The organism is Bacteroidota bacterium, from assembly GCA_025059945.1.
Taxonomy (GTDB): domain Bacteria; phylum Bacteroidota; class Rhodothermia; order JANXDC01; family JANXDC01; genus JANXDC01.
This window is the reverse complement of record JANXDC010000011.1, coordinates 203446-229831: the sequence shown is the minus strand read 5'-3', so window position 1 is coordinate 229831 and position 26386 is coordinate 203446. Positions and strand designations below refer to the sequence as shown.

The window sequence follows — 26386 nt, the reverse complement described above, 5'->3', positions numbered from 1 at the left end:
CTTTAGGCGAACGCTTCATGCAAGCGCCGCACCAAGGGGGTGAGCTCCAGGGAGCCTCCGATCTGAGCCAGCAGCTCCTCGGCCGTGTACCGCTGGCCCCACTCCCACCAGGAGCGCAGAAAAGAGCCAGTGCGGGGGTTTAAGTACCAGTCCTCATCGAAGGTCTCCACCAGATACTGCCGCAGCTGGGCGGCGAACATCCAGGCCCGCAGGTAGTGGGTAATGTACAGAAAGCCGTCTACGTCGGCCAGGAAATCCTCCGGCGCGTAAGCCACAAGCGTATGCCGCCCCAAAAGGGCGGTATAACGCTCGGGCATGCCCCCCACATCGCCTCGACGAGCGTGCAGCTCCAGCTCGTAGGCGATTTTGCCCGCGTAGCGGCGCAGCAACGCGAGCTCCTGAAACAACAGGAAGCGGGCCACCTCCTCGGACCGCTCAACCCCCACGACCTTGCGCAGCCAAATGGGCTCTTGTACGAGCTGATCGAACGTCATCGCGAAGCCTTCCGTTACGGAGTTGTCTCCGAGCATGCGGAAAGCATACGGCAGATCAGACCGCGTGTAGCCGAAATGCAAGGCGTGTCCAAGCTCGTGCAGCAAGGCCTCGTAATCTTCCACGCCGCCATGGGGCATAATGACCAGATAGATCTCCTCCGGAACCCGGACTGGGACGCAGAAGGCGCGCGGGCTTTTGCGGGGACGGGCCTCCAGGTCCAGGCGCACCCGGCCGCCGGCGGTCTCATCAAGCCCCATGGCGCGCACAAAACGCCGCGCGCTCTCCCAGAGCCGCTCCGCCGGAAAGTAGGAGTCGTACTGGTGGCCCCGCAGCAGATGGGCCAAATCATGCCGTTCCAGTTGGGCTAGCTCCAGGCCGAGCCTTTTTCCGACATACCAGGACAAAAGCTCCCGGTACATGTCCTCGGTTTCCTCAGCGAAGCGCTCTAGCTTTTGCCGCAGCGTGCGCGCGTCGTGACCGCGCAGCTCCTCTAGGGCCTCAAGCAGGGGGGCTCCCCATAGGGCCTCCACAAGCTCATGCGTGCGCCGATGCAGGGCGATGCGCAGGGGGTTTAGCTGCGCGGTTACCTCTAGGCGGGCCCGATACAGCTGCCGGCGCCGGTTGCGCTCGGGCTCGTTGACCAGGGCCACGGCAGCCTGTCGATACGACAGGCTGCGCCCATCGGGCAGGCGGATTTCGGCGCGCAGCTCGGCGTTCTCCAAGGCCTCTAGATCGGCTCGGAGCTCATGCGAGACCAAGCTCCCCAATAGATCCAAGGCTAAGTAGCGGGCCTCCCGGGCCTCCTCCTGCGAGGACAGCCCCTGGCTCAGCTCCCGTAGACGTTCCAAGGCCTCCGGACGCCATAACTCGGCGTAGCGCTCAAAGATGGGCACAAGCTCGGCCTGCTCCTTCTGCCCGGAGCCGGATAGGTAGTATTCCCGGCCCAACTCAGCGGCGAAGCGCTCCAGCTGACGGCTGATGGCCTCCAGCGAAAACGACACCATGACCTGCTCGCCCCTAGTAGGCTCGCGCAAACACCACCCGATAACGGACGGGCCGGCCGGAGATCAGAGCCGGCCCCGGATCTTCGATGGCTTCTAGAGGAATACACCGGATCGTGGCTTTGGTTTCCTCCTTGATGCGGGCTTCGATCTCGGGATCCCCATCCCAGCGGGCCAAAATAAAGCCGCCGGCCTCGATTCTTTCCCGAAACTCCTCATAAGTTTCCACCCGATGGGTATGCGCCTCGCGAAAAGCCAGAGCCCGAGCAAAGAGCGCGCGTTGGATGTCCTCCAGTAGCTCCCGAACGTAGGAGGCGAGCTGACCGCGGGGGACCGTGCTTTTCTCCCGCGTATCGCGCCGAACTACCTCGGCCTGCTCCTGTTTGAGATCGCGCGGTCCGACGACCACGCGCACAGGCACCCCCTGTGCCTCGTATTCGTGAAACTTCCAGCCCGGCGTATGCTGCTCATCGGTATCCAGCAGCACGCTAAGACCCGCCTGACGGAGCTCCTGTCGAATCCCCTCCCCGTATTCGAGCACGGCCGCGCGCTCCTGTTCGCTCCGCCAAACGGGTACGATCACCACGTGCGTGGGGGCAAGCTTAGGGGGCAGGACCAAGCCGTTATCATCGGAGTGCGTCATGATGAGCGCGCCGATTAAACGCGTGGACACCCCCCAGCTGGTGGCCCAGACGTATTTGCGTTGGCCGTCCCGATCCTGAAAGGTCACATCAAAGGCTTTTGCGAAATTCTGCCCCAAAAAGTGTGAAGTGCCCGCCTGCAGGGCGCGGCCGTCCTGCATGAGGGCTTCAAGCGTATAGGTTTCGACAGCGCCGGCGAACTTCTCGGACTCGGACTTCTTGCCCACCCACACGGGCATGGCCATGTACGCTTCGGCGAACTGACGATATAAATCCAAGATCCGCAGCGTCTCCTCTAGCGCCTCCTCAGCCGTGGCATGGGCCGTATGCCCCTCCTGCCAGAGAAACTCCATGGTGCGCAAAAACGGACGCGTGCGCATCTCCCATCGGACCACGTTGGCCCACTGGTTGATCAAAATCGGCAAGTCACGAAAGCTCTGGATCCAGTTCCGATACGTATCCCAGATGATCGTCTCCGAGGTGGGGCGCACGATAAGCTCTTCCTCTAAGCGCGAATCGGGATCCGGCTCCACCCCCCTGCCATCGGCCGAAAGCCGAAGCCGGGAATGCGTTACAATGGCGCACTCCTTGGCAAAGCCCTCTACGTGCTCGGCCTCTTTGCTAAAGAAGGATTTGGGGATGAAAAGCGGGAAATACGCGTTCTGATGCCCGGTCTCCTTAAACATGCCGTCGAGCACCTCGCGTATCTTCTCCCAGATCGCATATCCGTTGGGACGGATCACCATGCAGCCGCGCACAGGAGAGTAATCGGCCAGCTTGGCCTGGCGGATCACGTCCACGTACCACTGCGCGTAATCCTGCGCCCTAGGGGTAATGCGTTCAGCCATGGTTGCTGTGAGGATTTCCGGGGGACCTGTGAGGAACCGGTGAGGAAACCAAGCTTGAATTTAGCCGCTCCCGTCTTATGGACGCAACGGAACTCCCCCCAAGCCCAAAAGGTAAAATTGTCCGTACTTAGTCTAAGTTTATCCAAGGAGGCGATACATGAAACCGTATGCGCATCCTGAGTCGTTGGTCTCAACCGAATGGGTAGCGGCGCACATGCACGACACCGCGCGAATCCGGATCGTGGAGTCCAACGAGGACATCCTGCTCTACGACACCGGACATATTCCGAACGCCGTGCACCTCGATTGGACGCGCGATCTGCAGGATCCCATCATGCGGGACTACATCGACAAAGAGCGCTTCGCCGCCCTCTGCAGCCGGCTCGGCATCGGCAACGACACGACGGTCGTCTTCTACGGGGATAAGAACAACTGGTGGGCTTGTTACGCTTTTTGGGTCTTTAAGCTCTTCGGCCACAAGGATTGCCGCATCATGGACGGCGGGCGGCAGAAGTGGATCGCCGAGGGCCGGCCCCTGGTGCGCGAGGTCCCGAGCTTTGCGCCGCGCCCGTACGTGGCGCAGGATCCGGACCTGTCGATTCGGGCCTTTCGGGATCAGGTGCTGGCGCACATGCGCGCCGGAAAACCGCTTGTGGACGTGCGCACCCCGCAGGAGTACGCGGGGGAGCTGACGCACATGCCGGACTATCCGCAGGAGGGCGCGCTACGAGCTGGACATATACCTGGGGCCGTGAACGTCCCCTGGAGCCGGGCCGTGCGGGAGGACGGCACCTTCCGCAGCCGAGAGGAGCTCGAACGGCTCTACCTGCAAGAGCAGGGCCTCTCTCCGCAAGAGGAGGTTATCACCTACTGCCGCATCGGGGAGCGCTCTAGCCACACTTGGTTTGTGCTCCGGTACCTGTTGGGCTTTGAGCGCGTGCGCAACTACGACGGCTCCTGGACCGAGTGGGGTAACCTCGTGGGGGTGCCCATCGAGAAGGGCCCCGGCCGACAGAGCTCCTAACGCGAAAGGGGCCAGCCTCCGCTCTTGGCTTCGGAGGGCCCGCCATGCCCACGCTTCAGGAGTTCGTCAGACTCTTCGCATCCGGCGACGATCGGATGCGCTTTGACATCCTGCTGGATCTTTCGGAGCGCCTCCCTCCGCTTCCGACAGAGCTTCAGCAGGCAAGCGCGCGCGCCCAGGCGCGCGTTCCGGAGTGTCAGTCGCCGGTTTATCTCTGGGTGCGAGTGGATCCGGAGAAGCGCATCCGGCTCTATGCCGACGCCCCCCGCGAAGCCCCCACGGTCCGGGGGTTTGTGGCGCTGCTCGTAGAGGCCCTCGACGGCCATCCGGCTCAGGAGATCTGGTCCGCCCCGATTGACCTGCTCCATCGGCTGGGCCTGGCTCAGGCCCTGGGCATGCAACGCGCTCGGGGTCTGGAGGCCATTTACCGGCGCCTGCTGGCGGAGGTCAAGCGCCAGTTGGCGGAATCCGATTCCGCATAGCCCGATGCGAGGTCCGCTTAGCGAGCACGTCCGGAACGGAGATTGCTCAAGGAACCTCCCTTGAGGGGCGGCATAGTAAAGTTTGTCCAAGCGGCGAGGAGGAAGCGCCATGGCGCCCAAGGTGCTCATGCTCGTCGGGGACTTCGCCGAAGACTACGAGGTCATGGTCCCCTTTCAGGCCCTGCAGATGGTGGGCTACACCGTGCACGCCGTCTGCCCCGGAAAGCGGTCCGGGCAGAAAATCCGCACGGCCATTCACGATTTCGAGGGCGATCAGACGTACTCCGAAAAGCCCGGCCATCAGTTCACCTTGAACTACAGCTTCGATGAGGTCGAGCCCGAAGCATACGACGCCCTGGTGATAGCCGGAGGCCGGGCGCCGGAGTACATCCGCCTAAACGCGCGCGTGCTTGAGATCGTGCGACACTTCGCCGCCGCTCGGAAGCCGATCGCGGCGATCTGCCACGGAATCCAGGTGCTCACGGCAGCCGATGCGGTGCGGGGCCGGCGCCTGACGGCCTACCCGGCCGTGGGCCCAGAGGTTCGGCTGGCCGGAGGCGAGTACGTAGAGGTGCCCGCCGATCAGGCCGTGGTGGACGACAACCTGGTCACGGCCCCCGCTTGGCCGGCTCATCCCCAGTGGTTGGCCAAGTTCCTAGAGGTGATGGGCACGCGCATCGAACACCGGCGCGCCGTACCGGCCTGAAAGCAGGCCCTAGCCCGCAACCGAGCTCCCTTGGGGTCAATGCTACCCGAGATACGCCCTTCCTTGTGAAAATGCAATGAGGGACGCCTCGTGAGTGGAAGATGTGTGGCAAATTAAAAACTTTTTTGTTTTTTTATCTTTAACCCCTAGATAGGAGGATCTCTCATGGCTGCTTTGTTCCATGGTCGGGTGGCCCTGGTCACGGGCGGGGCCTCTGGTATCGGCCGCGCGACGGCCCTGGCATTCGCTCGCGCAGGTGCGCAAGTAGTGGTCTCGGATGTGGCCGTTGAAGGGGGACAGAGGACCGTAAGCGAAATCCAACAGGCGGGTGGAGAGGCGCTCTTCATCCAGGCTGATGTCTCCGATCCCCAGCAGGTTCAGGAGTTGATCCGAAGGACCCTTGAGGCCTATGGGCGCTTGGATTGCGCCTTCAACAACGCGGGCATCGAGGGTGCCCAGGCTTCGACGGCCGAGTGCACGGAGGAAAACTGGGATCGGGTGCTGGCGATCAACCTAAAAGGCGTCTGGCTGTGCATGAAATACGAGATCCCCGTCATGCTCCGTCAGGGCGGTGGGGCGATCGTAAACACCGCCTCGGTGGCCGGGTTGGTCGGGTTCCCCAACATCCCCGCTTATGTAGCCAGCAAACACGGCGTGGTGGGACTCACAAAAACCGCAGCCCTGGAGTACGCGCAGCAGGGCATCCGGATCAACGCCGTATGTCCGGGCGTTATTCTTACGCCCATGGTGGAGCGCTTTAGCCCAGATCCTCAATCGCTGGCGGCGATGGAGCCCATCGGACGCTTAGGACGCCCCGAAGAGGTGGCAGAGGCTGTTTTGTGGCTGTGCTCGGATGCGGCCTCCTTCGTTACCGGGGTGGCTTTCCCCGTTGACGGGGGATTTATGGCGCAATAGCGTGCTATGGGATCTTGAGCGCTCTAGAAGGTCGGCCCCGGAAAAACGGGGCCGGCCGTGTTTACACGTGCGAAACGACTTGCGCCGGGAGCCAGCAGGCGTTTTCTTTTATCGCAGTTTTAATGGGAGGAGCCGATCATGGGCAAGCGATTGCGCCATCTCATCGAGCCGGGAGCCCCTCTGCATTGCGTGCATCCCGAAAGCACGGTACAAGAGGCCGTCGAACAGATGGCGCGGCATAACGTCGGGGCGGTGCTCGTTTTGGATGCGCACAATCGGCTGGTGGGGATCTTCACCGAGCGCGATCTGCTTAAGCGCGTCGTCGCGCCCGGTAAAGACCCCCGCGCAACGAGGGTGCGTGAGGTCATGACCGAGCAGGTCGTGGTCGCGCAGGCCGATGAGGATGTGGACTCGGTGGTGCGCAAGATGCATCAGCTTAACTGCCGGCACATCCCGGTCGTAGAAGAGGGCAAGCTGGTGGGGATGATTTCGATTCGCAACCTCATGTGGCACGATCTGGCGGAAAAGGACTTCGTGCTGCGGCAGATGGAAGAATACCTCTACTACCCCCCCAAGCTGTCCTAGGGGCAGCTAGCCTTTGATCACCCCCAGGGGCCGCAACCGGGCCACGCGGCGGGCCATGCCCGCTTGTTCGACAACGCGCACGACCTCGTCGACGTCTTTGTAGGCGAACGGGGCCTCTTCAGCCAGCCCAGCCCGGCTTTGGCTACGGGCCACGATCCCCTGCTGCGCCAGCACGGCCACCAGGTCCAAGTTGGAGCCGAAGACCCGCTTTTTGGCCTGGTGACGCGAAAGCTGGCGTCCGGCCCCGTGGCAGGTGGAGTTGAAGAAGTTCGTATCGTCGCGCTGCTGTCCCACGAGCACCCATGAGGAGGTGCCCATCGAGCCCGGGATGATGACGGGCTGTCCGACTTCGGCGTAGACGGCTGGCGTCAGGGGATGGCCGGGGCCCAGGGCGCGCGTGGCGCCCTTGCGATGCACGACGGCTCGGTGGCGCCGGCCATCGAGCTCGAAGGTCTCGATCTTGGCCGTGTTGTGTACGACGTCGTAAAGCAGACGCAGCTGGGCGGCGTTCCCGAAAAGCTCGCGCCAAACTTGGCGCGTAAAGTGCGTGATCACCTCTCGGTTGGCCCAGGCGAAGTTCATCGCGCAACGCATGGCCCGATGATAGGCCTGCCCCTCCGGACTCTGAAACGGCACACAGGCCAGCTCGGGGTCCACGAGCTGTATCTTGTACTTCGAGGAGGCCGCATGCAGGGCGGTTTTGACGTAGTCGGAGCAGATCTGATGCCCGTATCCGCGGGAACCGCAGTGGATGAGCACGACCATTTGGTCGCGATGCAGGCCAAAGGCCTGTGCGGCGGCTTCGTCGAAGATCTCGGCTACGTATTGGATCTCCAGAAAATGGTTGCCGGACCCCAAAGAGCCCAGCTGCACGTAGCCGCGCTCCCTGGCCCGTTCGCTTACGGCCTCCGGATCGGCTCCCTCCATGCGCCCTCCGTCTTCGATACGCTCCAGATCCTCCGGAAGCCCATAGCCTTGGCGCACGGCCCAGTGGGCGCCCTCGAGGGCCACGCGGTCGAGTTCTTTTTTGGAGAGCGTAATGGGGCTGCCCTCTCCGGTTCCGACCGGAATGGTGCGCATTAGGCGCTCCACGAGTCGGGTAAGGCGCGCCTCATCGACGTGCTGGCGGGGAATGTCGGAAAGGAGCAACCGAACGCCGCAGTTGATGTCGTAGCCGACCCCGCCTGGGGAGACGACCCCCTCCGAGACGTCGGTGGCCAACACCCCCCCTACGGGAAAGCCGTAGCCCTGGTGCACGTCCGGCATGGCGATGGCGTGCCGCAGCACGCCCGGCAGGGTGGTCATGTTGACCAGTTGGGCCAGGGACTTGTCCTCGAGGATCTGTTCCAGGATGCGCTCCGTGGCGTACAGCCGGGCCGGGACGCGCATCTTGGCCCAAAACGTGGTGGGGATCTCCCAAGTGACCTCGTCTACGCGCACCAGGTTTTGCTTCTGAGGAATGCGAAACTCAGCCATCTTGCCCTCTCCGGTCCTTAAATATCCAGCACCACTTCGGCTTCCCAGGTTCCGTCAGCGGCCTGGGCGAAGCGCAGCCCGTGATAGGTGGCGGCTTTGAGCTGGAGTTTGGCCACTTGCTCTCCCACGGGAACGACGCCCACCTCGCCCAGGAGGCAATAACCTTCGGATCTGACTTCGGCGCGCAGCCGAAACGCCACGGGATACAGGGCGTGCGCTTCGTACCAAAAGATGAGCTCATTGAGCCAGTCCACAAGCAGCTCCGCATAAGAGGCGGCGCAGAGCCGAACAGAACGCCACTGGCGCGGCTGAGCGCCCTCTAGGGCCCCATCGGTCATTTCGTCTACAAGCCCACGGGCGGCCTCAACGTATAGGGCCGCTGGGTCCGCCCCCCAGAGGCGAAGCGCAACATCGGCCGTATGGGGTATCCAGCTGTAGCCCATGGCGAAGGTGTTATGGGCGGTGTGCGTACTTTGCAGTTCGAGGCGTCCTCACAAGGACGCCCAAGCGACATAAAGATACGATAACCTCCCCGCAGATCGCCCCGGCCTGGGCCGGTTTGCACGCTCTAGGAAGGGGTGGTATATTTTGTGAGGAGTGGACAGGTCCTATGGGCAAAATTATCGCGATTGCCAATCAAAAAGGTGGGGTGGGCAAAACCACCACGGCCATCAACCTAGCCGCCAGCCTGGCGGCCCTGGAGCAGCCCACCCTGCTCATCGATTTCGATCCCCAGGCAAACGCCACAAGTGGGGTGGGGCTAGAGCCCAGCAAGCTCTCGCTGACGATCTACGAGGTCCTGCTGGGTGGAGCCAAGCTCCCGGATGTGCTCGTTCAGCCGGTCTCCCAGCTACCCCAGCTGTACGTCGCGCCGGCCAAGCCGGATCTCGTGGCGACAGAAATAGAACTCGTGCACTGGTCAGGCCGCGAGTTTGTGCTCAAACGGGTGCTTGAGCCGCTGCGGGAGAGCTTCGCCTTCGTCTTGATCGACTGTCCCCCCTCGCTCGGCCTGCTTACGATCAACGCCCTGACGGCCGCGGATTCCGTGCTTATACCCGTCCAATGCGAGTATTTTGCCCTGGAGGGGCTAGGCCGGCTGTTGCAGACCATTCGGCTGGTGCAAGAACGCTGCAACCCGCAGCTGCGCTTAGAGGGCGTGCTGCTGACTATGTACGATGCGCGCATCCGGCTCTCCAACCAAGTCTACGACGAGGTTAAACGCTATTTCCAAGACCTCACCTTTCGCACGCTCATCCGGCGCAACGTACGCTTGAGCGAGGCGCCAAGCTTCGGCCAACCCGTGCTGCTATACGACCCTGGGAGCGCGGGCGCGAACAACTATCTGGCCCTCGCCCGAGAGATACTGGAGCGCAACGAGTGGGCGGCCGCGGAGACCACCTCCTCCTCTCATGGCGGATGGGCAGACAGCAAAACCCATGGCTGACCGCACACATACGCGCACGCGCGTCTTGGGACGTGGCCTAGAGGCCTTGCTACCTAGCCCATCTCCACAGCCCGCCCCTTCGGGCTCCGAGCTGGGGGTGATGGGCAAACTACAAGCCATCGAGATCGACATCGATCGCGTTCGCCCCAATCCGTATCAACCGCGGGAGCAATTCGACGAAGAGGCCCTCGAGGAGCTAGCCCAATCTATTCGGCAACACGGCCTTATTCAGCCCATCACGGTGCGGGCCGCCGAAGACGGCTACTACGAGCTCATTACGGGTGAGCGGCGGTGGCGCGCCTGTCGGCGCATCGGCATGCCGCGCATACCGGCCTTTGTGCGCGAGGCCAACGACGAGACCATGCTCGAGATGGCCCTCGTGGAGAACATCCAACGGGAGGCCCTAAACCCGCTTGAGATCGCCCTCGGCTACCGCCGGCTTCTGGAAGAATGCAGCCTGACGCAAGAGCAGATCGCCGAAAGGGTCGGTAAGGACCGTTCCACGGTGGCCAATTTCCTGCGCCTGCTGCAGCTGCCCGACGCCATACAGGCCGCCCTGCGCGATGGACGCATCTCGATGGGCCATGCGCGGGCCATGTTGGGCCTAAACCGGAAAGAAGAGCAGCTGCGGGTGCTGGAGCAGACCCTACGGCAAAACCTTTCCGTACGCCAGGTCGAGGAGCTCGTGCGCCGTCTTAAAACGCGCCCCCTTGTCACCGCTGGCCCCACACAGAGACCGGCTCCTCCCTTTCGAACAGAGGCCGAGGACCGTCTCCGGGCCAAGCTGGGCACGCGGGTGCAGATCGTACAGCGTTCTGGTGGCCGTGGGGAGATCCGCGTATCCTTCTATTCGCTTGAAGAGCTCAACCGTCTGCTAGAGCTCCTGGAAACGCTACCGGGATGACCGCGTTGGTGCTCACGGCGGGTTTACTGGTGGGTTGGACAGATTCGGTCTCTATTGCCCCGATAAGCCCCTCACAGGTCGCGTTGCGCTCGGCCCTCTTGCCCGGTTGGGGTCAGCTCCTAAACGGCAAACCTCTAAAGGCCCTCGGCGTCTGGGCTGTGCTCGGAGGACTAGGGGCTGAGTTGGCCTTTCTGGATCGACACTACCGGCAGTACCGGCGGGCCCACCGCTGCCGCGTGCTCGGACAAACCGACTGCTCTCTACCCGCCGCGTGGGCCGAGCTCAGCACCGAGACCCTACGCCAGCGCCGAGATGCCTACCGCAACGCGCGCGATCTGTTTTGGATTCTGCTTCTGGCGGTCTACGGCTTAAACGTGCTCGACGCTTATGTCGATGCGCATCTTCGGGACTTCGACGTTAGCCCCCAGCTGGCCGGGTCTCCTCCTGCTTCGCTCGCCCCCGGTTTGCGCTTGCGTTTGCGGTTCCGGTAGCAGAGGGCCGCCCAGGCGCCTATATTTGCCTAGCCCCCGCAGACAGGAGCGATCGCCTGATGCTGGCTACGCTGCTCATCCTTGTATCCGACTCCCTCCGTTGGTCCTGGACGCATTCCCTGGTGGGCACCCTAAACATCAGCCAAGCCTACTACGCGAACTGGCGCGAGGGGGGCGCCAACAGCCTCGCCTTTGTGGGCAAACTGGAACACGGCGCGCAGATCCGCCGCGGTCCGCACCGTTTTGAACACGGCCTCGTGCTAGCCTACGGCCAGATCAAGCAGGACAGCTTAGCTTACCGCAAAAGCGAGGATCAGATCCGTTGGCTTTTCCACTGGCAATACCTAACAGAGGGCCCGCTGCATCCGACGTTTTCGCTTGAGTGGCGCACGCAATTCGCCCCCGGCTACGACTACAGAAAAAGCCCTCCTCCATTGACGTCGCGCTTCCTGGCCCCGGCTTTCTTTACGCAGGCTTTGGGGATAACCTACGCGGCTTCGGAACGCCGCGCGGTGCGTCTGAGTCTAGCGTTGCGCCAGACCATCGTGCGCGATACCGCGTTAAGCTCGCGCTACGGCCTTAAGCCCGGGCAGCGCGTGCGCTGGCAACCCGGCATGGAGATCGTGGGGACCGTCAACCGGCAGAACCTCTTGCCCAACGTGCAATGGACGGCCCGCATGGGGATTTTCTCGCCCTACGAGCGCTTCCCGCGTCCTATAGCGCGCTGGGAGAACGAGCTGCTTATGCGCGTCAACAAATTCCTGCACGCCAACGTGAGCGCAGTATTGTACTACGATCGCGACCTCAATCCGCAGCCCCAGCTTAAGGAGGTGCTCGCGTTGGGGTTTTCGTACACGTTCTGGTGAGACCGGAGGCCCCATGCGTTTCATGAAAACTGTGCTGGCCGTGATGCTTGGCCTGCTGCTGGCCGCGGGGCTCCTCGTGGTGGGCTTCGGGATACTGCTGGGGCTGCTGATGCGCCCCGCCACGCCGAGCGTGCCTGCTCGGGCCGTGCTCCGCATCGAGCTATTCGGCCCTCTTTGGGAGCGCAAGCTCGAGGAACCTTTGCTTGCGTTGCTCGGGGGGGCTCAAGGGGAGGCGCCCACACTGGAGTTGCTTCGGCACATAGTGGAGCTAGCCGAGTCCGATGAGCGCATTCGGGTCGTCTGGGTGCGTCTGGGGGCCCTGGAGGCCGATTGGGCCCGGCTTTCGGAAGCCCGCCGGCTTTTAGAGCGTCTGCGCCGAGCGGGCAAATGGCTGCTGGCTAGTTCGGGGCCCGATGGGTTTTCGGAGGCGGCCTATTACGTAGCCACGGTGGCCGATAGCGTGCTCGGTCCTCCGGAGGGGTTTTTCGAGTGGGATGGGCTCTACGCGCAGGGGCTCTTCTTCCGCAGCGCCCTGGACAGACTGGGCATAGAGGTCGAGGCGATCCGAGCCGGATCCTACAAAGGCGCCGTAGAGCCCTTCACGCGCCGCGGCTTTAGCCCCGAAAACCGGCGGCAACTGGAGGAGCTGCTGCGCGTCCTTGACGAGACGCTGCTATCGGCCGTATCCCAGAGCCGGGGCCTTGCGCGGGATTCGCTTCTGCGCTGGCGTCGCACCGCAACGGTGCGTTCGGCTGCGGACGCCCATCGCGTTGGGCTTTTGGACGGGCTAGCTTACGAGGAGGCGATCGAGGCGGCCCTGCGTCGGCGCCTCGGCTTACAGCCCGATCGGCGGCTGCCCCTGGTGGAGGCCGGCCAATACGCTCAGCTGCCCAATGAACGCCGCAAGGGGCCGGATGCCGTGGCTATCGTCTACGCGACCGGAACGATCACGGTCGGAGAAAGCGGCCTCGATCCCCTGTCGGGGGGGCCCACGATCGGATCCGAAAGCTTCCTGCGCACGCTTCGGCGCGTGGGCCGAGACCGAACCGTCAAGGCCGTCTTGCTGCGCCTCGATAGCCCGGGCGGCAGCGCCACGGCCTCCGACGTCATGTGGCATGCCATCCGGGAGCTGGCCGCCCGCAAGCCCGTCGTGGCCTCCCTGTCCGGGGTGGCCGCCTCCGGAGGGTATTATCTAGCTGTGGCCGCCGATACCATCGTGGCCGATCCGGCTACGGTCACGGGCTCCATCGGGGTCTTCGGCCTGCACATCAACGCCGGGCCGTTCCTGGAGCACAAGCTTGGGGTGAGCGTCGACAGGATCAAAACCGCCCCCTACGCCGATTGGGCCTCGGGGCTGCGCGCGCTCTCAGCCGAGGAGCGCCGCTGGATGCAGGCGGAAATCGAGCGCCTCTACCGGAGCTTTCTTGCGCGCGTGGCCTCGGGCCGAGCTCGGCCGATCGAGCACATCGAGCCTTTAGCGCAGGGGCGCATCTGGAGCGGGCGCGACGCCCATCGTCTGGGGCTTGTGGACACGTTGGGCGGCTTCGATACGGCCCTGGAGCTGCTCTGCCGGCGAGCTGGGTTGGATCCCCGGCGCGTGCGGCTGAAAGCGTATCCCGAGCCCAAGACGCTGCTGGAGCGGCTGCTGGAGCCGTTCGTCGTCCGCGTCTCCCCGGTCGATGGGCTAGCGCAACGCCTGCAACAGCTATGCCAATCTGGGCCCATATGGATGTGGTGGCCCTTCCGGCTGTACGTCCGTTAGCGACGGAACCATAGAACGCACGCCCTCGTATCAAGACCGCAACTTAAAGCTAGATGAGGCCGACTATGACGACGAAGACCCTCGCACGGGAGGCCCTTTTGGAGGGGCTCAACACGGATTTGGCCCACGAATTTCAGGCTATCATGATGTACCGGCTCTACGCGAGTCTGGTCACGGGCCCTATGCGCTCTGAGCTACGGGAGTTCTTCACCAAGGAGATCCCCGAGGAGCTCGGACACGCCCAAATCCTGGCCGATAAGATCGCCGCCTTAGGCGGCACGCCTACCATCCAGGTCCCCCCTTTTGAGCTTACGCGCGATCCCAAGCGCATGCTGGAAAACGTGCTCCAGGCCGAACGGGAGACGATCGAACGCTACAAAGAGCGCCGGCTGCAGGCTCAGGAGCTAGACGACATAGCGCTTGTGGTGCAGCTGGAGGGCATCATCGCGGAGGAGCAGGTGCACCACGACGAGGTGCGCCAGATGCTGGAAAACTGGCCCTACTAGCCCGACCTCTGAACGAAAAACCAAGCCTGAAGCGGACGCGCTTCAGGCTTTTTTCTTCGGGTTGGCTTTTTCCCCCGAATCCACCGCGTGCCGTATATTCGCCCCGTCATGCGTTGGGCTCAAATTCACCGCAAAACCGCGGAAACGGACATCCGGGTGCGGCTTGCGCTCGACGGATCGGGTTCCCTGGAGGGCGCCACGGGGGTGGGCTTCTTTGATCACATGCTCACCCTCTGGTGCTATCATGCGGGCTTTGATCTCGAGATGCGCTGCACGGGCGATCTACACGTAGACCCCCATCACACCGTGGAGGATCTGGGCATCGTTTTGGGTCAGGCCTTCCGGGAAGCGCTGGGAGATAAACGCGGCATCGCCCGCTACGGATACGCCTACGTGCCCATGGATGAGGCGCTGGCCCGGGCCGTAGTGGACTTAAGCGGCCGGTTTTATTTCCGCTGCGAGGCCTCCTTCTCGGATCGCCGCGCGGGGGAGTTACCCGTGGAGCTTGTGCCCCATTTCTTCTACTCGTTTGCCGACGCCGGCCGCATGAACCTGCACCTCGCCCTGCTTTACGGAGAAAACACCCATCACCAGGTTGAGGCCCTCTTCAAGGCGGCGGCCCGAGCCCTGCGCATGGCGGTGGCTCTGGATCCGCGCCAGAGCGAGGTGCCAAGCACAAAGGGCCTGCTGTAGGCCATGGTGACGGTGATCGACTATGGGATCGGCAACCTGCACAGCGTGGCGAAGGCTTTCGCCGCGGTGGGCGCGCGCGTCGAACGCACAGCCGATCCGGATCGGATCACCCGAGCCGAACGGCTTGTGCTGCCCGGCGTGGGGGCCTTCGGACGGTGTATCCAGACGCTGCGCGGCCTTGGTCTAGAAGAGGCCATCCAGGCGGCCGTTCGGGCCGGAACCCCGCTACTGGGCATCTGCGTGGGGCTGCAGCTGCTCTTTGAGCGCTCCGAAGAGCAGGGCGATCATACGGGCCTCGGCCTGCTAGCCGGACGCGTGGTTCGCTTTCCAGAGGGCTTTAAAGTGCCCCATATAGGATGGAACGCGGTGCAGCCGCTCGGCTTCAGTCCATTATTTGTCGGCTTGCCCGAAAAGCCGTTTTTCTACTTCGTCCACTCCTACTACGCCGCCTGCCCGGAGCGGTACGTGGCGGCGGAGGCCGAATACGGCGTTCGTTTTCCGGCCGTTGTGCAGTGGGAGAACGTAGTGGCCGTGCAGTTTCACCCCGAGAAAAGCCAGGCCGTGGGGCTTCGGCTGCTGGCCAATTTCGCCCGGTGGCGTCCGTGATCGGATCCAGGGAACATCTGCTTCCGTGCTCTTTAGAAAATCGAAACCGATGAGCGCAACACCTGTCAGGCGACAACATGATGCTGGTCATCCCTGCCATCGATATCAAAGAGGGCCGCTGCGTACGGCTCGTGCAAGGCCGCTTTGAGACCGAGACGGTCTATTTCGAAAACCCGGTCCAGACCGCGCAGCTGTGGCGGGTACAAAACGCCAAGACGCTGCACGTGGTCGATCTGGACGGCGCCCTGCGCGGTGAGCCCGTCAACTTGTCCGTTGTGGAGGCGATCGCGCAAACGCTCGACATCCCCATCCAGGTGGGCGGCGGGGTGCGCACCTATGCGCACGCGCGCCGGCTATTAGATATGGGCGTATATAGGGTCGTGCTGGGCACAGCGGCTGTACGGGATCCGGAGCTGATCGGTCGTTTAGTACAGGATTTCGGCTCCTCGAGGGTGGTTGTCAGCCTAGATGCTCGCGATGGCGAGATACGCACCCAAGGTTGGAGGCACGGCTCAAAGCGCCAACTTATAGAGACGGCGCTGGAGGTGAAGGCGCTCGGCGTAAACCGGGTGATTTTCACAGATATCGCGCGGGATGGGATGCTGAGCGGGCCCAATCTGGAGGCCCTTCGCCAACTGGCCGAGGCTACAGGCTTGCGCATAACGGCCTCCGGAGGTGTCTCGAGCTACCGGGATCTTCTGGCGCTCGCCGATCTGGAGCCCCTAGGGGTGGACTCTGTGATCATCGGCCGGGCCTTATACGAGGGCCACTTCCCGTGCCAGAAGCTCTGGTGCGTGCACTACAAAGAGGAACTGGACTTGAGCTGCTTTACCACGGCTCGCATCCGGAGGCAGCGCTAATGCTTGCGCGCCGGATTATCCCTTGTCTAGACGTAGCTGGGGGTCGGGTAGTCAAAGGCGTGCGCTTTCAGGAGCTCGTAGACGCCGGCGATCCCGTAGCGCAGGCGCGCCGGTACGATGCGGAGGGGGCCGATGAGCTGGTGTTTTTGGACATCACGGCCTCCGCGGAGGGACGCGAGCCGCTATTGGAGGTCGTGCGCCGCACGGCCGAGGTCGTCTTCATCCCCCTTACCGTGGGAGGAGGGGTCCGATCCTTGGCGGATATGCGCCTGCTGCTTCAGGCTGGGGCCGACAAGGTGAGCCTCAATACGGCAGCCCTGATCCGGCCGGATCTGATCACGGAGGGAGCAGAAGCCTTTGGCTCGCAGTGTATCGTGGTGGCCATAGACGTCCGACGCCGACCGACGGGCGGCTGGGAGGTTTATTCGCACGGGGGTAGCCGGCCCACGGGGCAGGACGCCCTAGCGTGGGCCGAAGAGGCGGTCCGACGCGGAGCCGGGGAGATTCTGCTGACGTCCATGGATCAAGACGGTACCCGCGACGGCTACGACGTGGCGTTGCTGCGGGCCGTTGCCGAGCGCGTCCCGGTGCCGGTAATCGCTAGCGGAGGCGCCGGAGAGCCGGAGCATCTCCTGCAGGCGCTGCAAGAGGGTCGCGCCGACGCGGTGCTGGCGGCCTCGATCTTCCATTTTCGACGCTACCGAATCGAGGACATCAAGCGCTACTTAGCTCAGCACGGCATTCCGGTGCGCCCGCTGCAACAGGTGGAATCGCCATGAGCCTACCCTTTGGGGATATCCTGCCGCTTCGGGTGCTCATTACGGGCGCCAATGGGCTCGTGGGGCAGCGCTTGGTGGAGGCCTTTGCCCGCTACGCCCGCTACGATGTGCTGGCCACGGGGCGGGATGCCCAGCCCCGCTTCGGAAACCTGGGGGCGGGCTACGTGCGCATGGATGTGCTCAAGAGATCCGACATCGAGCAGGTGTTCGCCGATTTTACCCCGCATGTGGTCGTCCACGCCGCGGCCATGACGAACGTAGACGCCTGCGAGCGGGATCGGGCCCTATGCTGGCGCACCAACGTGCAGGCCACGCAGCACATTGTGCGGGCCTGTGAGCGCTACGACAGCAAACTGGTCTTTCTGTCGACGGATTTCGTCTTCGATGGCCGAAACGGCCCCTATCGGGAGGACGATCCCCCGAATCCGATCAACTACTACGGGGCCTGTAAGCTCACGGCCGAAAACGAAGTGCGCGCCAGTCTCGTAGACTGGGCCATCGTGCGCACGGCCCTCGTCTACGGCACCGCCCAGAGGTTGGAGCGTCCGAACATCGCCCTTTGGGTCATTGAGCGGCTTCGCAGGGGCGAGCGACTGCGGGTGGTTGTAGATCAATACCGCACCCCCACTTACAACGTAGACCTGGCTCGGGGCATTGAGCGCCTGGTCCGGCTCGGCGCCCGCGGTATTTACCATCTTTCCGGACGCGAGCTGCTGAGCGTCTACGACTTTGCCCGATGTGTGGCGGAAGCCTTCGATTTAGATCCGGATCGTATCGAACCCTGTAGGTCCGAGCAATTGGGCCAATACGCCCCACGTCCACCTCGAACGGGCTTTGTCATCCTCAAGGCGGAGACCGAGTTAGGCTATCGCCCTCGATCCCTGAGGGAGGCTCTGCGGGAGCTGCGCCAGCAGCTTGAGCCCCAAGCGGCCTGAAGATAAAAAAACCCCTCCAAGCAGGAGGGGCTTTTTTGCGGTCTTAGGCGGGGTCTAGGGGCTTACGGGCAGGGATCCAGAGCCTTCCAGGCCGGGCACCACTTTGGGCTTGCCTTCCCGCAGGGCCTCTAGCTCGCGCTGAGAGCCGACGAGCACGTTCCGGAATGGCCGCCAGCCCGTGCCGGCCGGAATCGGGTGCCCCACGATCACGTTCTCCTTGAGCCCCAAAAGCAGATCCGTCTTGGCGGCCACGGCCGCATCGGCCAGTACGCGCGTGGTCTCCTGGAAGGAGGCGGCCGAAACCCAGCTCTGGGTCCGCAACGCGGCCTCAGTGATCCCGAGCAGAATAGGCCGAGAGGTGGCCGGGCGAGCCTCACGGACTTCGATCAGGCGGCGATCCTGCCGCTTGAGCTCGGAGTTGAGCTCCCGCAGGCGGCGTTTGCTGATGATGTCGCCGATGCGCAGATTGGAGTCGCCCGGATCGAGCACCACAAGCTTGTCGTAGATGAACTCGTTCTCCTCGTTGAAGGCCGTCCGATCCACCAACTCGCCTTCAAGAAACTTCGTATCGCCGGGGTCCTCAACCTGTACCTTCTGCATCATCTGCCGGACGATGATCTCGATATGCTTGTCGGCGATCTTGACGCCTTGCATGCGGTAGACTTCTTGAATCTGGTTGACCAGGTATTCCTGTACGGCCCCTGGCCCTTTGATGTCCAAGATGTCCTGCGGGGAGATCGGACCATCGGTGAGCGGATCCCCGGCGTTTACAAAATCACCGTCCTGCACCAGGATGTGCCGGGAGAGCGGAATGTGGTAGCGGCGCTCCTCCTGGCCATCCCGAGCCGTGATGATGATCTCCTGTTGGCCGCGCTTGCGCTCGCCCATCCGGATAAACCCGTCAATATGGGATACGACGGCCGGATTGGCGGGTTGGCGAGCCTCGAAGAGGTCAATTACGCGGGGCAAGCCCCCTGTGATGTCTTTGGTGCGCACCGTCTCCCGGGGGATCTTGGCGATCACCTGTCCGGCTTGGATGCGCTGACCGTTTTGCACGACCACGCGCGCTTTGACGGGCAAGGGATACTCTTTGGTGATCTGCTCGCCCCGAACAACAATCATGGGCGTTAGGGTCTTGTCCTTGGACTCGATGATGGCGATATCCCGGTGCCCGGTGTGCTCATCAACCTCGGAGCGGTACGTGACGTCTTCTTCGAGCATGTGCCACTCGGCTGTGCCGGAGACTTCCGAAACGATGACCGAGTTCCAGGGGTCCCAGCGACACAGGATCTGGCCGCGCTCCACCGCCTGCCCATCCGAGACGAGCAGCTCCGATCCGTAGGGCACATTGGCGGTGAAGACCACCCGGTTGTTCTCGTCCAGGATCTCGAGCTGCCCCCCCCGGTTGATGACGACCTGGCGTTCCTCTTCTCCATCGTCGTAGACCACATAGCGCACCTTGTCGAAGCGCACCCGGCCGGAGAATTTGGCCTTAATGTTGGATTCGGCCTCTAGACGCGCGGCCGTGCCCCCGACGTGGAAGGTCCGCAGCGTAAGCTGGGTGCCTGGCTCACCGATGGACTGGGCGGCGATGATGCCCACGGCTTCTCCGATTTGCACCATGCGGCCCGTGGCGAGGTTACGGCCGTAGCACTTGGCGCAGACCCCGCGCGGCGCCTCACAGGTAAGCGGCGAGCGCACCTCGACCATCTCGATGGAGGTGTTGGCGATCCGATCGGCGAGCTCCTCGGTGATCTCTTCTCCGGCCGAGACGATAAGCTCATCCGTAAGCGGGTCGTAGACGTCGTGCACGGAGACGCGGCCGATGATGCGATCGGCCAGCGGCTCGACGATCTCCTCGTTGTCCTTGAGGGCCGTCATGTGGATGCCGCGCAACGTGCCGCAGTCCTCCAGGGTGATGACCACGTCCTGGGCCACGTCGACGAGCCGGCGCGTCAGGTAGCCGGCGTCGGCCGTCTTAAGGGCCGTATCGGCGAGCCCCTTTCGGGCCCCGTGCGTGGAGATAAAGTACTCCAGAACCGAGAGGCCCTCTTTGAAGTTGGCGATAATAGGATGTTCGATGATCTCCCCGGCTCCGCCGGTTAGGCTCTTTTGGGGCTTGGCCATGAGCCCGCGCATGCCCCCCAGCTGCTTGATCTGGTCTTTGGAGCCGCGGGCTCCAGAATCGAGCATCATGAAGATGCCGTTGAAACCCTGCTGGTCCTCGGCCAGACGGCGGTACAAGATCTCCGAGACCCGGTTGATGGAGCGCGTCCAGGCGTCGATGACCTGGTTGTAACGCTCGTTGTCGGTAATGAAGCCCATCTCGTAGCGCATCCGGATCTCGGCCACCTCGCGCAGCGTATCCTGGATGATGGGCTGCTTCTCCTCGGGCACGATGATCTCTTCCAGGCTAAAGGAGATACCTGCCCGGGTGGCAAGCTCAAAGCCCATCTGCTTGAGATCATCCAGAAACTGCGCCGTTCGGGAGATGCCGCAGGCTTTGTAAACCCGGTAAATGATGTCTTTGAGGTTCTTCTTGGTCAGCAGCTCATTGATGAAGCCCACCTCTGAGGGCACAAGCTCGTTAAAGAGCACGCGTCCGACCGTGGTCTCCACGAGCTCGCCGGCGATGCGCACCTTGATCCGGGCGTGCAGCTCCACAACGCCCTGATCGTAGGCTATGATGACCTCATCCGGAGAGGAGAAAAGCCTGCCCTCGCCCTTCGCCCCGGGCCGCGCTTTGGTCAGGTAGTACATACCCAGCACCATGTCCTGGCTTGGCACGGCGATGGGCTGGCCGTTGGCGGGGCTGATGATGTTGTGGCTGGAGAGCATAAGAATCATGGCCTCCAGGCACGCATCGTGGCTGAGGGGCACGTGCACGGCCATTTGGTCGCCGTCGAAGTCGGCGTTGAAGGCCGCGCACACAAGCGGGTGCAGCTGGATGGCCTTGCCCTCGATCAGGACCGGCTGGAAGGCCTGGATGCTAATCCGGTGCAGCGTAGGGGCGCGGTTCAGCAGGACCGGATGGCCATCGATGACCTTCTCCAGAATATCCCAGATCACGGGATCGCGCCGATCGATGACCCGGCGGGCGGACTTAACGGTTTTTACAATCCCCCGCTCGATGAGCTTACGGATCACGAAGGGCTTGAACAGCTCGATGGCCATCTCCTTGGGCAGGCCACATTCGTGCAGTTTCAGCTCCGGGCCCACAACGATCACGGAACGCCCGGAATAGTCCACGCGCTTGCCCAGAAGGTTCTGGCGAAACCGGCCTTGCTTGCCTTTGAGCATGTCGGAGAGGGATTTAAGCGGCCGGTTCGACTCGCCTTTTACGGCCGTGCCCTTGCGGCTGTTGTCGAAGAGCGCATCGACGGCCTCCTGAAGCATGCGCTTTTCGTTGCGCAGAATCACCTCAGGGGCGCGGATATCCATAAGCCGCTTGAGCCGGTTGTTGCGGATGATCACGCGCCGATACAGATCGTTGAGGTCTGAGGTGGCAAAGCGCCCCCCTTCGAGCGGCACCAGGGGCCGCAACTCAGGGGGGATGACCGGGATGACGCGCAGCACCATCCATTCGGGGCGGTTGGGCACGCGCTCGTTGGCCTCCCGGAACATGTTCACGACCTGCAGCCGCTTTAGCGCCTCGCGCTTGCGCTGCTGGCTGGTTTCGTGCATCGCCTGCTGGCGCAGCTCCTGATAAAGCTGCTCTAGGTCGATGCGCTTGAGCATCATCTCGATGGCCTCACCGCCCATCTTGGCGATGAACTTATCCGGGTTCTGATCGTCCAACTGCGCGTTCTCGGATGAAAGCTGCTGCAGCACCTCGAAGTACTCGTCTTCGCTGAGAAGCTGCTTATCTTCGATTCCGAACTGCCGCGCCGCCCCGGCCTGCACGACAACGTACTTTTCGTAGTAGACGATCTGCTCCACCTCCTTGGAGCTCATCCCCAGCAAGAGCCCGATCTTGTTGGGGATCGAGCGAAAGTACCAGATGTGCACCACGGGCACGGCCAAGGTGATGTGCCCGAAGCGCTCCCGGCGCACGGCCTTCTGGGTGACCTCCACGCCGCAGCGATCGCAGACGATCCCCTTGTAGCGGATGCGCTTGTACTTGCCGCAGGCGCACTCCCAGTCCTTGACGGGCCCGAAGATCTTCTCGCAGAAGAGCCCGTCCTTTTCGGGCTTAAAAGAGCGGTAGTTGATCGTCTCGGGCTTGAGCACTTCCCCGTAGGAGCGTTCCAGAATCGCCTCCGGGGAGGCCAGCGAGAGCGTGATGCGCGTGAAATCCCGCTTGATCTTGAGCGTCTTGGCCAGCGACAAGGCTCTATCCTCCTTTTTGGCTTATTCGATGCGCACTTCCAGCCCCAAACCCATAAGCTCGCGCACGAGCACGTTGAAGGATTCCGGAACCCCAGATTCGGGGAGGTTTTCGCCCTTCACAATCGCCTCATAGACTTTGGATCGGCCCTGCACGTCATCGGATTTGTAGGTGAGCATCTCCTGCAGCACGTTGGCCGCCCCGTAGGCCTCCAAGGCCCAGACCTCCATCTCGCCAAAGCGCTGCCCCCCAAACTGGGCTTTTCCGCCCAGGGGCTGCTGGGTGATTAGCGAGTAAGGCCCGATGGAGCGGGCGTGGATCTTGTCCTCGACCATGTGGCTGAGCTTCATCATGTAGATGTAGCCAACGGTGACCTTGCGGTCTAACCGCTCGCCTGTGCGTCCGTCGTAGAGCCAAACCCTGCCATCTTCGGGCAAGCCGGCCTTGCGCAGCCACTCTTTGACGTCTTCATAGGTGGCCCCGTCGAAGACCGGGGTGGCGAACTTGACGCCGAGCTTTTTACCGGCCCATCCCAAGAGCGTCTCGTAGATCTGACCCAAGTTCATGCGGCTGGGCACGCCCAGGGGGTTGAGCACGATGTCTACGGGCGTGCCGTCCTCCAGAAACGGCATGTCCTCTACGGGCACCACCTTGGCCACGACGCCCTTGTTGCCGTGCCGACCGGCCATCTTGTCGCCCACCTGCAGCTTGCGCTTTTTGGCCACGTACACCTTGGCCAGCTGCAAAATGCCGGAGTTGGGCAGCTCATCGCCGGCCATAATGAAGAACTGCTCGCGCTTGAAGGCGGCCTCCAGCTCCTGGTACTTCTTCATGTAGTTGCGATGCAGGCGCCGGATGAGCCGGTTCGTGTCCCGGTCCTCCACCCAGTCGGCGTTGCCATCTAATTGGGTTGGCAACAGGTTCGCGAAGGCCTTCCGGGTGATGACGGCGCCCTCAGGCACCAGAAGCTCCCCGGCTTTGGTACGCACCCCCAGAGAGCGCTTGCCCTCGGCGAGCTTGAAGAGTTTTTCATAGAAGAGCCGGTTCAGTTCGGCTAGCTCCTGTTTATGGCGGCGTTCGAGCTCGGCCAAAAGCTGCTTCTCGTCCCGTTTGACGGCTCCGTCTTTCTTCTTGCGGCTAAAGAGCTTGGTGTCGATCACCACCCCGTATAGGCCAGGAGGGGCCTTTAGGGAGGCGTCCTTGACCTCCCCAGCCTTCTCGCCGAAGATCGCTCGAAGCAGCTTCTCTTCGGGCGTGGGGTCGGTCTCGCCCTTCGGGGTGATCTTACCGATCAGGATGTCGTTGGGCCGGACCTCAGCCCCGACGCGGATGATCCCGTTCTCGTCAAGATGCTTGGTGGCCTCTTCGGAGACGTTCGGGATCTCGCGCGTAAACTCCTCTTCACCCCGCTTGGTCTCGCGCACCTGATGTTCGAACTCGTCGATGTGCACGGAGGTGAAGACGTCCTCGGCCACCAGGCGTTCGCTTACGACGATGGCATCTTCGAAGTTGTAGCCGCGCCACGGCATGAAAGCCACCAGCACATTCTTGCCCAGGGCCAATTCGCCGCGCTCGATGGCGTAGCCGTCGGCCAAGACATCCCCCTTCTTGACCCGATCACCCGGGCGCACGATCGGCTTCTGGTTGATGCATGTGTCCTGGTTGGTGCGCCGGAACTTGATGAGCCGGTACGTCTTGGTGGGCGGATCGAAAGAGACCAGTTCTTCTTCGGGAGAGCGATCGTAGCGCACCACGATGCGCGTGGCATCGACGGCCTCCACGACGCCATCGGCCTCGGCCAAAATGAGCGCGCGTGAGTCGCGCGCGACGCGCTCCTCAAGGCCCGTGCCCACGATGGGGGCCTCGGTTCGGAGCAGGGGCACGGCCTGCCGCTGCATGTTTGAGCCCATCAGGGCGCGGTTGGCGTCATCGTGCTCCAAGAAGGGGATGAGCGCCGCGGCCGCGCTTACGATCTGGTTGGGCGCCACGTCGACATATTCGACCTTATCCGGAGAGACCACCGGGTAGTCGGCCTCGCTGCGGGCCCGGACCTGGTCGATTCGAATTCGGCCCTCGGCGTCTATCGGCGTGGTGGCCTGCGCGATGATCGTCTCGTCCTCCTCCTCGGCCGAAAGCCAGCGGACTTCGCTTGTAACCTTGCCGTCGCGTACGATCCGATAGGGGGTCTCCAAGAACCCGAAGCGGTTGACCTTCGCGTACACGCACAGCGAGGAGATGAGCCCGATGTTCGGACCCTCAGGGGTCTCAATAGGGCAGAGTCGGCCGTAGTGCGTGTAGTGCACGTCGCGCACCTCAAAACCGGCCCGTTCACGCGTCAGCCCGCCCGGACCTAGGGCGGACATGCGGCGCTTGTGGGTCAGCTCCGCCAGCGGGTTGGTCTGGTCCATGAACTGGCTGAGCTGATTGGTGCCGAAGAAGCTGTTGATTACGCTGGTGATCGTGCGCGCCGTCACCAGATCCGAGGGGCGGATCTGTTCGCCCTCGGTGATGTTGAGCCGCTCCCGAATGGTGCGGGCCATCCGAGCCAGCCCCACCCCGAATTGGGCCGCAAGTTGCTCCCCTACGGTGCGCACGCGCCGGTTGGAGAGATGATCCTGATCGTCGACCTTAGCCTTGCCGTTAAGGAGATCGATAAGCTCCCGGATGATGGCGATCAGATCCTCGTGCGCGAGCGTGCGCGTGTGGATGGGCACGTTCACGCGCAGCCGCTTATTGATCCGATAGCGGCCCACCTCACCCAGGTCGTATTTCTTCTCGTTGAAGAAAAGCCGCTCGATGGTCTGCCGGGCCGTCTCCAGATCTGGAGGCTCGCCTTGACGTAGCTGCCGGTAGATGTACTCCAGGGCCTCTTGCTGCGAACGCGTGGGATCCCGGCTTAGGGTGTTGAGCAGGATCTCGCTTTCGTCTGTGATCTCCTCATCGCGCCGCTTGACGTGTACAGCCCGAACCCCTGCATCGCGCAATAGATCGTAGTCCGCCTCGCTTAGGACGTGATCCTTGTAGAGCAGCACGCGGCGCTCTTCGCGCAAACGCACCTCGCCGGTGTCTTCGTCTACTTCCTCAACCTCAGCCTCCACGACGACGTCCGTGGCCAGCACGCGCCCCACGGCCTTATCCCGGAACTCAGCCCGCGTGGTAAGGCGGATCTCCTCCGACAACGAAAACAGCCGCAGAATATCTTCGTTGGTGCTCCAGCCCAGGGCGCGTAGCAGCATGGTGACCGGAAACTTCTTCTTCCGGTCGATGTACACCCACATGACGTTGTTGACATCCGTGGCAAATTCCAGCCACGAGCCCTTCATGGGGATCACGCGCGCCGTGTAAAGCTTCGTGCCGTTGGGATGCAGGGACTCCCCAAAGATCACCCCGGGGGAGCGGTGCAGCTGGCTGACGATGACCCGCTCAGCGCCGTTGATGATAAAAGTACCCCGTTCGGTCATGTACGGGATCGTGCCCAAGTACACGTCCTGCTCGATGGGCGGCTCGGCCAGCTCAGGCTCGTCCTTGGGCACGAACGAAAGCCGAAGCCTCGCCTTGAGCGTGACCGCGTACGTCAGGCCCCGCTCTTGACATTCCTCGATGGTGTACTTGGGGGGTTCGATCGTGTAGTGGAGGAAGTCCAGCGTGTACTCTTCGCGCGAATCCTGAATGGGGAAGTTCTCCAGGAAGACCTCCTGCAGGCCCACGCGCCGCCGCTCCTCAGGCGGCACGTCCTCTTGGAGAAATTCCCGAAACGATTCCAACTGCACCGACAGGAAATCCGGATAGTCGATCACGGGCTGAATGCGGGCAAAGGAGATGCGCCCGGAGGAGGTCACCGTGTGGCGACCGTTTGGGGAGAGCTCAGGCTGGCTCATGTGCGCTCACGCCGATTGTTGGGTTAAGCATGAAATGTCTTTGTAGAAACCGGCCCGATAGGGCGACGGTTCCCCAAAGCGAGACAACAAGGCGGCCTCGGCTCCGAGTAGCCCGGAGCCGAGTGCCGCGCAATAGCAGGCGTTCTCTTTGGGGAGGCGCCG

Annotated in this window: 22 protein-coding genes; 16 read left to right on the top strand and 6 right to left on the bottom strand. The window is 62.8% G+C overall.

Annotation, left to right across the window (positions count from 1 at the left end; translation table 11 throughout):
* Nucleotides 1-2: 2 nt before the first annotated feature.
* Nucleotides 3-1499 carry a hypothetical protein gene (locus tag NZ993_06850; protein MCS7155507.1) on the bottom strand — a complete coding sequence of 499 codons (1497 nt, stop codon included), beginning with the start codon at nt 1497-1499 and terminating at the stop codon, nt 3-5.
* A gap of 13 nt (nt 1500-1512) precedes the next feature.
* Nucleotides 1513-2985 carry a proline--tRNA ligase gene (proS, locus tag NZ993_06845; protein ID MCS7155506.1) on the bottom strand — a complete coding sequence of 491 codons (1473 nt, stop codon included), beginning with the start codon at nt 2983-2985 and terminating at the stop codon, nt 1513-1515.
* A gap of 157 nt (nt 2986-3142) precedes the next feature.
* On the opposite strand from proS, the gene NZ993_06840 reads away from it, so the two are divergent.
* The 5 genes from NZ993_06840 to NZ993_06820 all read left to right on the top strand — a co-directional run bounded on the left by NZ993_06840 (nt 3143) and on the right by NZ993_06820 (nt 6697).
* Nucleotides 3143-4009 (top strand): sulfurtransferase, encoded by an 867-nt coding sequence (locus NZ993_06840; GenBank protein MCS7155505.1) that lies wholly within the window; start codon nt 3143-3145, stop codon nt 4007-4009.
* Nucleotides 4010-4053: 44 nt separating this feature from the next.
* Nucleotides 4054-4491, top strand: coding sequence for a SufE family protein (locus NZ993_06835; GenBank protein MCS7155504.1), 438 nt, complete (start codon nt 4054-4056; stop codon nt 4489-4491).
* Between the two features lie 109 nt (nt 4492-4600).
* Nucleotides 4601-5197, top strand: coding sequence for a DJ-1/PfpI family protein (locus NZ993_06830; GenBank protein MCS7155503.1), 597 nt, complete (start codon nt 4601-4603; stop codon nt 5195-5197).
* A gap of 165 nt (nt 5198-5362) precedes the next feature.
* Complete coding sequence (locus tag NZ993_06825) at nt 5363-6112, top strand: SDR family oxidoreductase (protein ID MCS7155502.1); 750 nt, start codon at nt 5363-5365, stop codon at nt 6110-6112.
* 138 nt (nt 6113-6250) lie between these two features.
* The gene (locus NZ993_06820; protein ID MCS7155501.1) at nt 6251-6697 is read left to right on the top strand and encodes a CBS domain-containing protein; all 447 of its coding nucleotides are present in this window, start codon (nt 6251-6253) and stop codon (nt 6695-6697) included.
* 6 nt (nt 6698-6703) lie between these two features.
* Here the strand turns inward: NZ993_06820 and NZ993_06815 are convergent, their stop codons facing one another.
* Nucleotides 6704-8086 carry an RtcB family protein gene (locus tag NZ993_06815; protein MCS7155500.1) on the bottom strand — a complete coding sequence of 461 codons (1383 nt, stop codon included), beginning with the start codon at nt 8084-8086 and terminating at the stop codon, nt 6704-6706.
* Nucleotides 8087-8190: 104 nt separating this feature from the next.
* Nucleotides 8191-8616, bottom strand: a complete 426-nt coding sequence (locus NZ993_06810; GenBank protein MCS7155499.1) for an archease — start codon at nt 8614-8616, stop codon at nt 8191-8193.
* 167 nt (nt 8617-8783) lie between these two features.
* Here NZ993_06810 and NZ993_06805 point away from each other — a divergent pair, with 167 nt between their 5' ends.
* From NZ993_06805 to rfbD, 11 genes are all read left to right on the top strand, one after another.
* A complete protein-coding gene (locus NZ993_06805) occupies nt 8784-9617 on the top strand; it encodes an AAA family ATPase (GenBank protein MCS7155498.1) in 834 nt (277 codons plus the stop codon).
* The gene (locus tag NZ993_06800; GenBank protein ID MCS7155497.1) at nt 9610-10521 is read left to right on the top strand and encodes a ParB/RepB/Spo0J family partition protein; all 912 of its coding nucleotides are present in this window, start codon (nt 9610-9612) and stop codon (nt 10519-10521) included. The genes NZ993_06805 and NZ993_06800 overlap by 8 nt, the downstream gene beginning before the upstream one ends.
* Nucleotides 10518-11012, top strand: a complete 495-nt coding sequence (locus tag NZ993_06795; GenBank protein ID MCS7155496.1) for a DUF5683 domain-containing protein — start codon at nt 10518-10520, stop codon at nt 11010-11012. Before NZ993_06800 ends, NZ993_06795 begins: the two co-directional genes overlap by 4 nt.
* 59 nt (nt 11013-11071) lie before the next feature.
* The gene (locus NZ993_06790; GenBank protein MCS7155495.1) at nt 11072-11878 is read left to right on the top strand and encodes a DUF3078 domain-containing protein; all 807 of its coding nucleotides are present in this window, start codon (nt 11072-11074) and stop codon (nt 11876-11878) included.
* 22 nt (nt 11879-11900) lie between these two features.
* Nucleotides 11901-13640: a signal peptide peptidase SppA gene (gene sppA, locus NZ993_06785; GenBank protein ID MCS7155494.1), complete on the top strand. Its 1740-nt coding sequence runs from the start codon at nt 11901-11903 to the stop codon at nt 13638-13640.
* Nucleotides 13641-13705: 65 nt separating this feature from the next.
* On the top strand, nt 13706-14146 hold the full coding sequence (locus tag NZ993_06780; GenBank protein ID MCS7155493.1) for a ferritin-like domain-containing protein: 441 nt from the start codon (nt 13706-13708) through the stop codon (nt 14144-14146).
* A 108-nt stretch (nt 14147-14254) separates the two neighbouring features.
* On the top strand, nt 14255-14839 hold the full coding sequence (gene hisB / locus NZ993_06775) for an imidazoleglycerol-phosphate dehydratase HisB (protein MCS7155492.1): 585 nt from the start codon (nt 14255-14257) through the stop codon (nt 14837-14839).
* Nucleotides 14840-14842: 3 nt separating this feature from the next.
* Complete coding sequence (gene hisH, locus NZ993_06770) at nt 14843-15445, top strand: imidazole glycerol phosphate synthase subunit HisH (protein MCS7155491.1); 603 nt, start codon at nt 14843-14845, stop codon at nt 15443-15445.
* Nucleotides 15446-15525: 80 nt separating this feature from the next.
* Nucleotides 15526-16305 carry a 1-(5-phosphoribosyl)-5-[(5-phosphoribosylamino)methylideneamino]imidazole-4-carboxamide isomerase gene (gene hisA / locus NZ993_06765; GenBank protein MCS7155490.1) on the top strand — a complete coding sequence of 260 codons (780 nt, stop codon included), beginning with the start codon at nt 15526-15528 and terminating at the stop codon, nt 16303-16305.
* Nucleotides 16305-17084 carry an imidazole glycerol phosphate synthase subunit HisF gene (gene hisF, locus NZ993_06760; protein ID MCS7155489.1) on the top strand — a complete coding sequence of 260 codons (780 nt, stop codon included), beginning with the start codon at nt 16305-16307 and terminating at the stop codon, nt 17082-17084. Before hisA ends, hisF begins: the two co-directional genes overlap by 1 nt.
* On the top strand, nt 17081-18019 hold the full coding sequence (gene rfbD, locus NZ993_06755; protein MCS7155488.1) for a dTDP-4-dehydrorhamnose reductase: 939 nt from the start codon (nt 17081-17083) through the stop codon (nt 18017-18019). Before hisF ends, rfbD begins: the two co-directional genes overlap by 4 nt.
* Before the next feature lie 54 nt (nt 18020-18073).
* Here rfbD and rpoC read toward each other — a convergent pair whose 3' ends face one another.
* Nucleotides 18074-22348 carry a DNA-directed RNA polymerase subunit beta' gene (gene rpoC / locus NZ993_06750; GenBank protein MCS7155487.1) on the bottom strand — a complete coding sequence of 1425 codons (4275 nt, stop codon included), beginning with the start codon at nt 22346-22348 and terminating at the stop codon, nt 18074-18076.
* Nucleotides 22349-22369: 21 nt separating this feature from the next.
* On the bottom strand, nt 22370-26224 hold the full coding sequence (gene rpoB, locus NZ993_06745; protein ID MCS7155486.1) for a DNA-directed RNA polymerase subunit beta: 3855 nt from the start codon (nt 26222-26224) through the stop codon (nt 22370-22372).
* Between the last annotated feature and the right edge of the window lie 162 nt (nt 26225-26386).

Bases quoted from the DNA above. Each gene is read 5' to 3' on its own strand.
- NZ993_06850 (MCS7155507.1), bottom strand. From the start codon at position 1,499: ATGGTGTCGTTTTCGCTGGAGGCCATCAGCCGTCAGCTGGAGCGCTTC.
- proS (MCS7155506.1), bottom strand. From the start codon at position 2,985: ATGGCTGAACGCATTACCCCTAGGGCGCAGGATTACGCGCAGTGGTAC.
- NZ993_06840 (MCS7155505.1), top strand. From the start codon at position 3,143: ATGAAACCGTATGCGCATCCTGAGTCGTTGGTCTCAACCGAATGGGTA.
- NZ993_06835 (MCS7155504.1), top strand. From the start codon at position 4,054: ATGCCCACGCTTCAGGAGTTCGTCAGACTCTTCGCATCCGGCGACGAT.
- NZ993_06830 (MCS7155503.1), top strand. From the start codon at position 4,601: ATGGCGCCCAAGGTGCTCATGCTCGTCGGGGACTTCGCCGAAGACTAC.
- NZ993_06825 (MCS7155502.1), top strand. From the start codon at position 5,363: ATGGCTGCTTTGTTCCATGGTCGGGTGGCCCTGGTCACGGGCGGGGCC.
- NZ993_06820 (MCS7155501.1), top strand. From the start codon at position 6,251: ATGGGCAAGCGATTGCGCCATCTCATCGAGCCGGGAGCCCCTCTGCAT.
- NZ993_06815 (MCS7155500.1), bottom strand. From the start codon at position 8,086: ATGCGCGTCCCGGCCCGGCTGTACGCCACGGAGCGCATCCTGGAACAG.
- NZ993_06810 (MCS7155499.1), bottom strand. From the start codon at position 8,616: ATGGGCTACAGCTGGATACCCCATACGGCCGATGTTGCGCTTCGCCTC.
- NZ993_06805 (MCS7155498.1), top strand. From the start codon at position 8,784: ATGGGCAAAATTATCGCGATTGCCAATCAAAAAGGTGGGGTGGGCAAA.
- NZ993_06800 (MCS7155497.1), top strand. From the start codon at position 9,610: ATGGCTGACCGCACACATACGCGCACGCGCGTCTTGGGACGTGGCCTA.
- NZ993_06795 (MCS7155496.1), top strand. From the start codon at position 10,518: ATGACCGCGTTGGTGCTCACGGCGGGTTTACTGGTGGGTTGGACAGAT.
- NZ993_06790 (MCS7155495.1), top strand. From the start codon at position 11,072: ATGCTGGCTACGCTGCTCATCCTTGTATCCGACTCCCTCCGTTGGTCC.
- sppA (MCS7155494.1), top strand. From the start codon at position 11,901: ATGAAAACTGTGCTGGCCGTGATGCTTGGCCTGCTGCTGGCCGCGGGG.
- NZ993_06780 (MCS7155493.1), top strand. From the start codon at position 13,706: ATGACGACGAAGACCCTCGCACGGGAGGCCCTTTTGGAGGGGCTCAAC.
- hisB (MCS7155492.1), top strand. From the start codon at position 14,255: ATGCGTTGGGCTCAAATTCACCGCAAAACCGCGGAAACGGACATCCGG.
- hisH (MCS7155491.1), top strand. From the start codon at position 14,843: ATGGTGACGGTGATCGACTATGGGATCGGCAACCTGCACAGCGTGGCG.
- hisA (MCS7155490.1), top strand. From the start codon at position 15,526: ATGCTGGTCATCCCTGCCATCGATATCAAAGAGGGCCGCTGCGTACGG.
- hisF (MCS7155489.1), top strand. From the start codon at position 16,305: ATGCTTGCGCGCCGGATTATCCCTTGTCTAGACGTAGCTGGGGGTCGG.
- rfbD (MCS7155488.1), top strand. From the start codon at position 17,081: ATGAGCCTACCCTTTGGGGATATCCTGCCGCTTCGGGTGCTCATTACG.
- rpoB (MCS7155486.1), bottom strand. From the start codon at position 26,224: ATGAGCCAGCCTGAGCTCTCCCCAAACGGTCGCCACACGGTGACCTCC.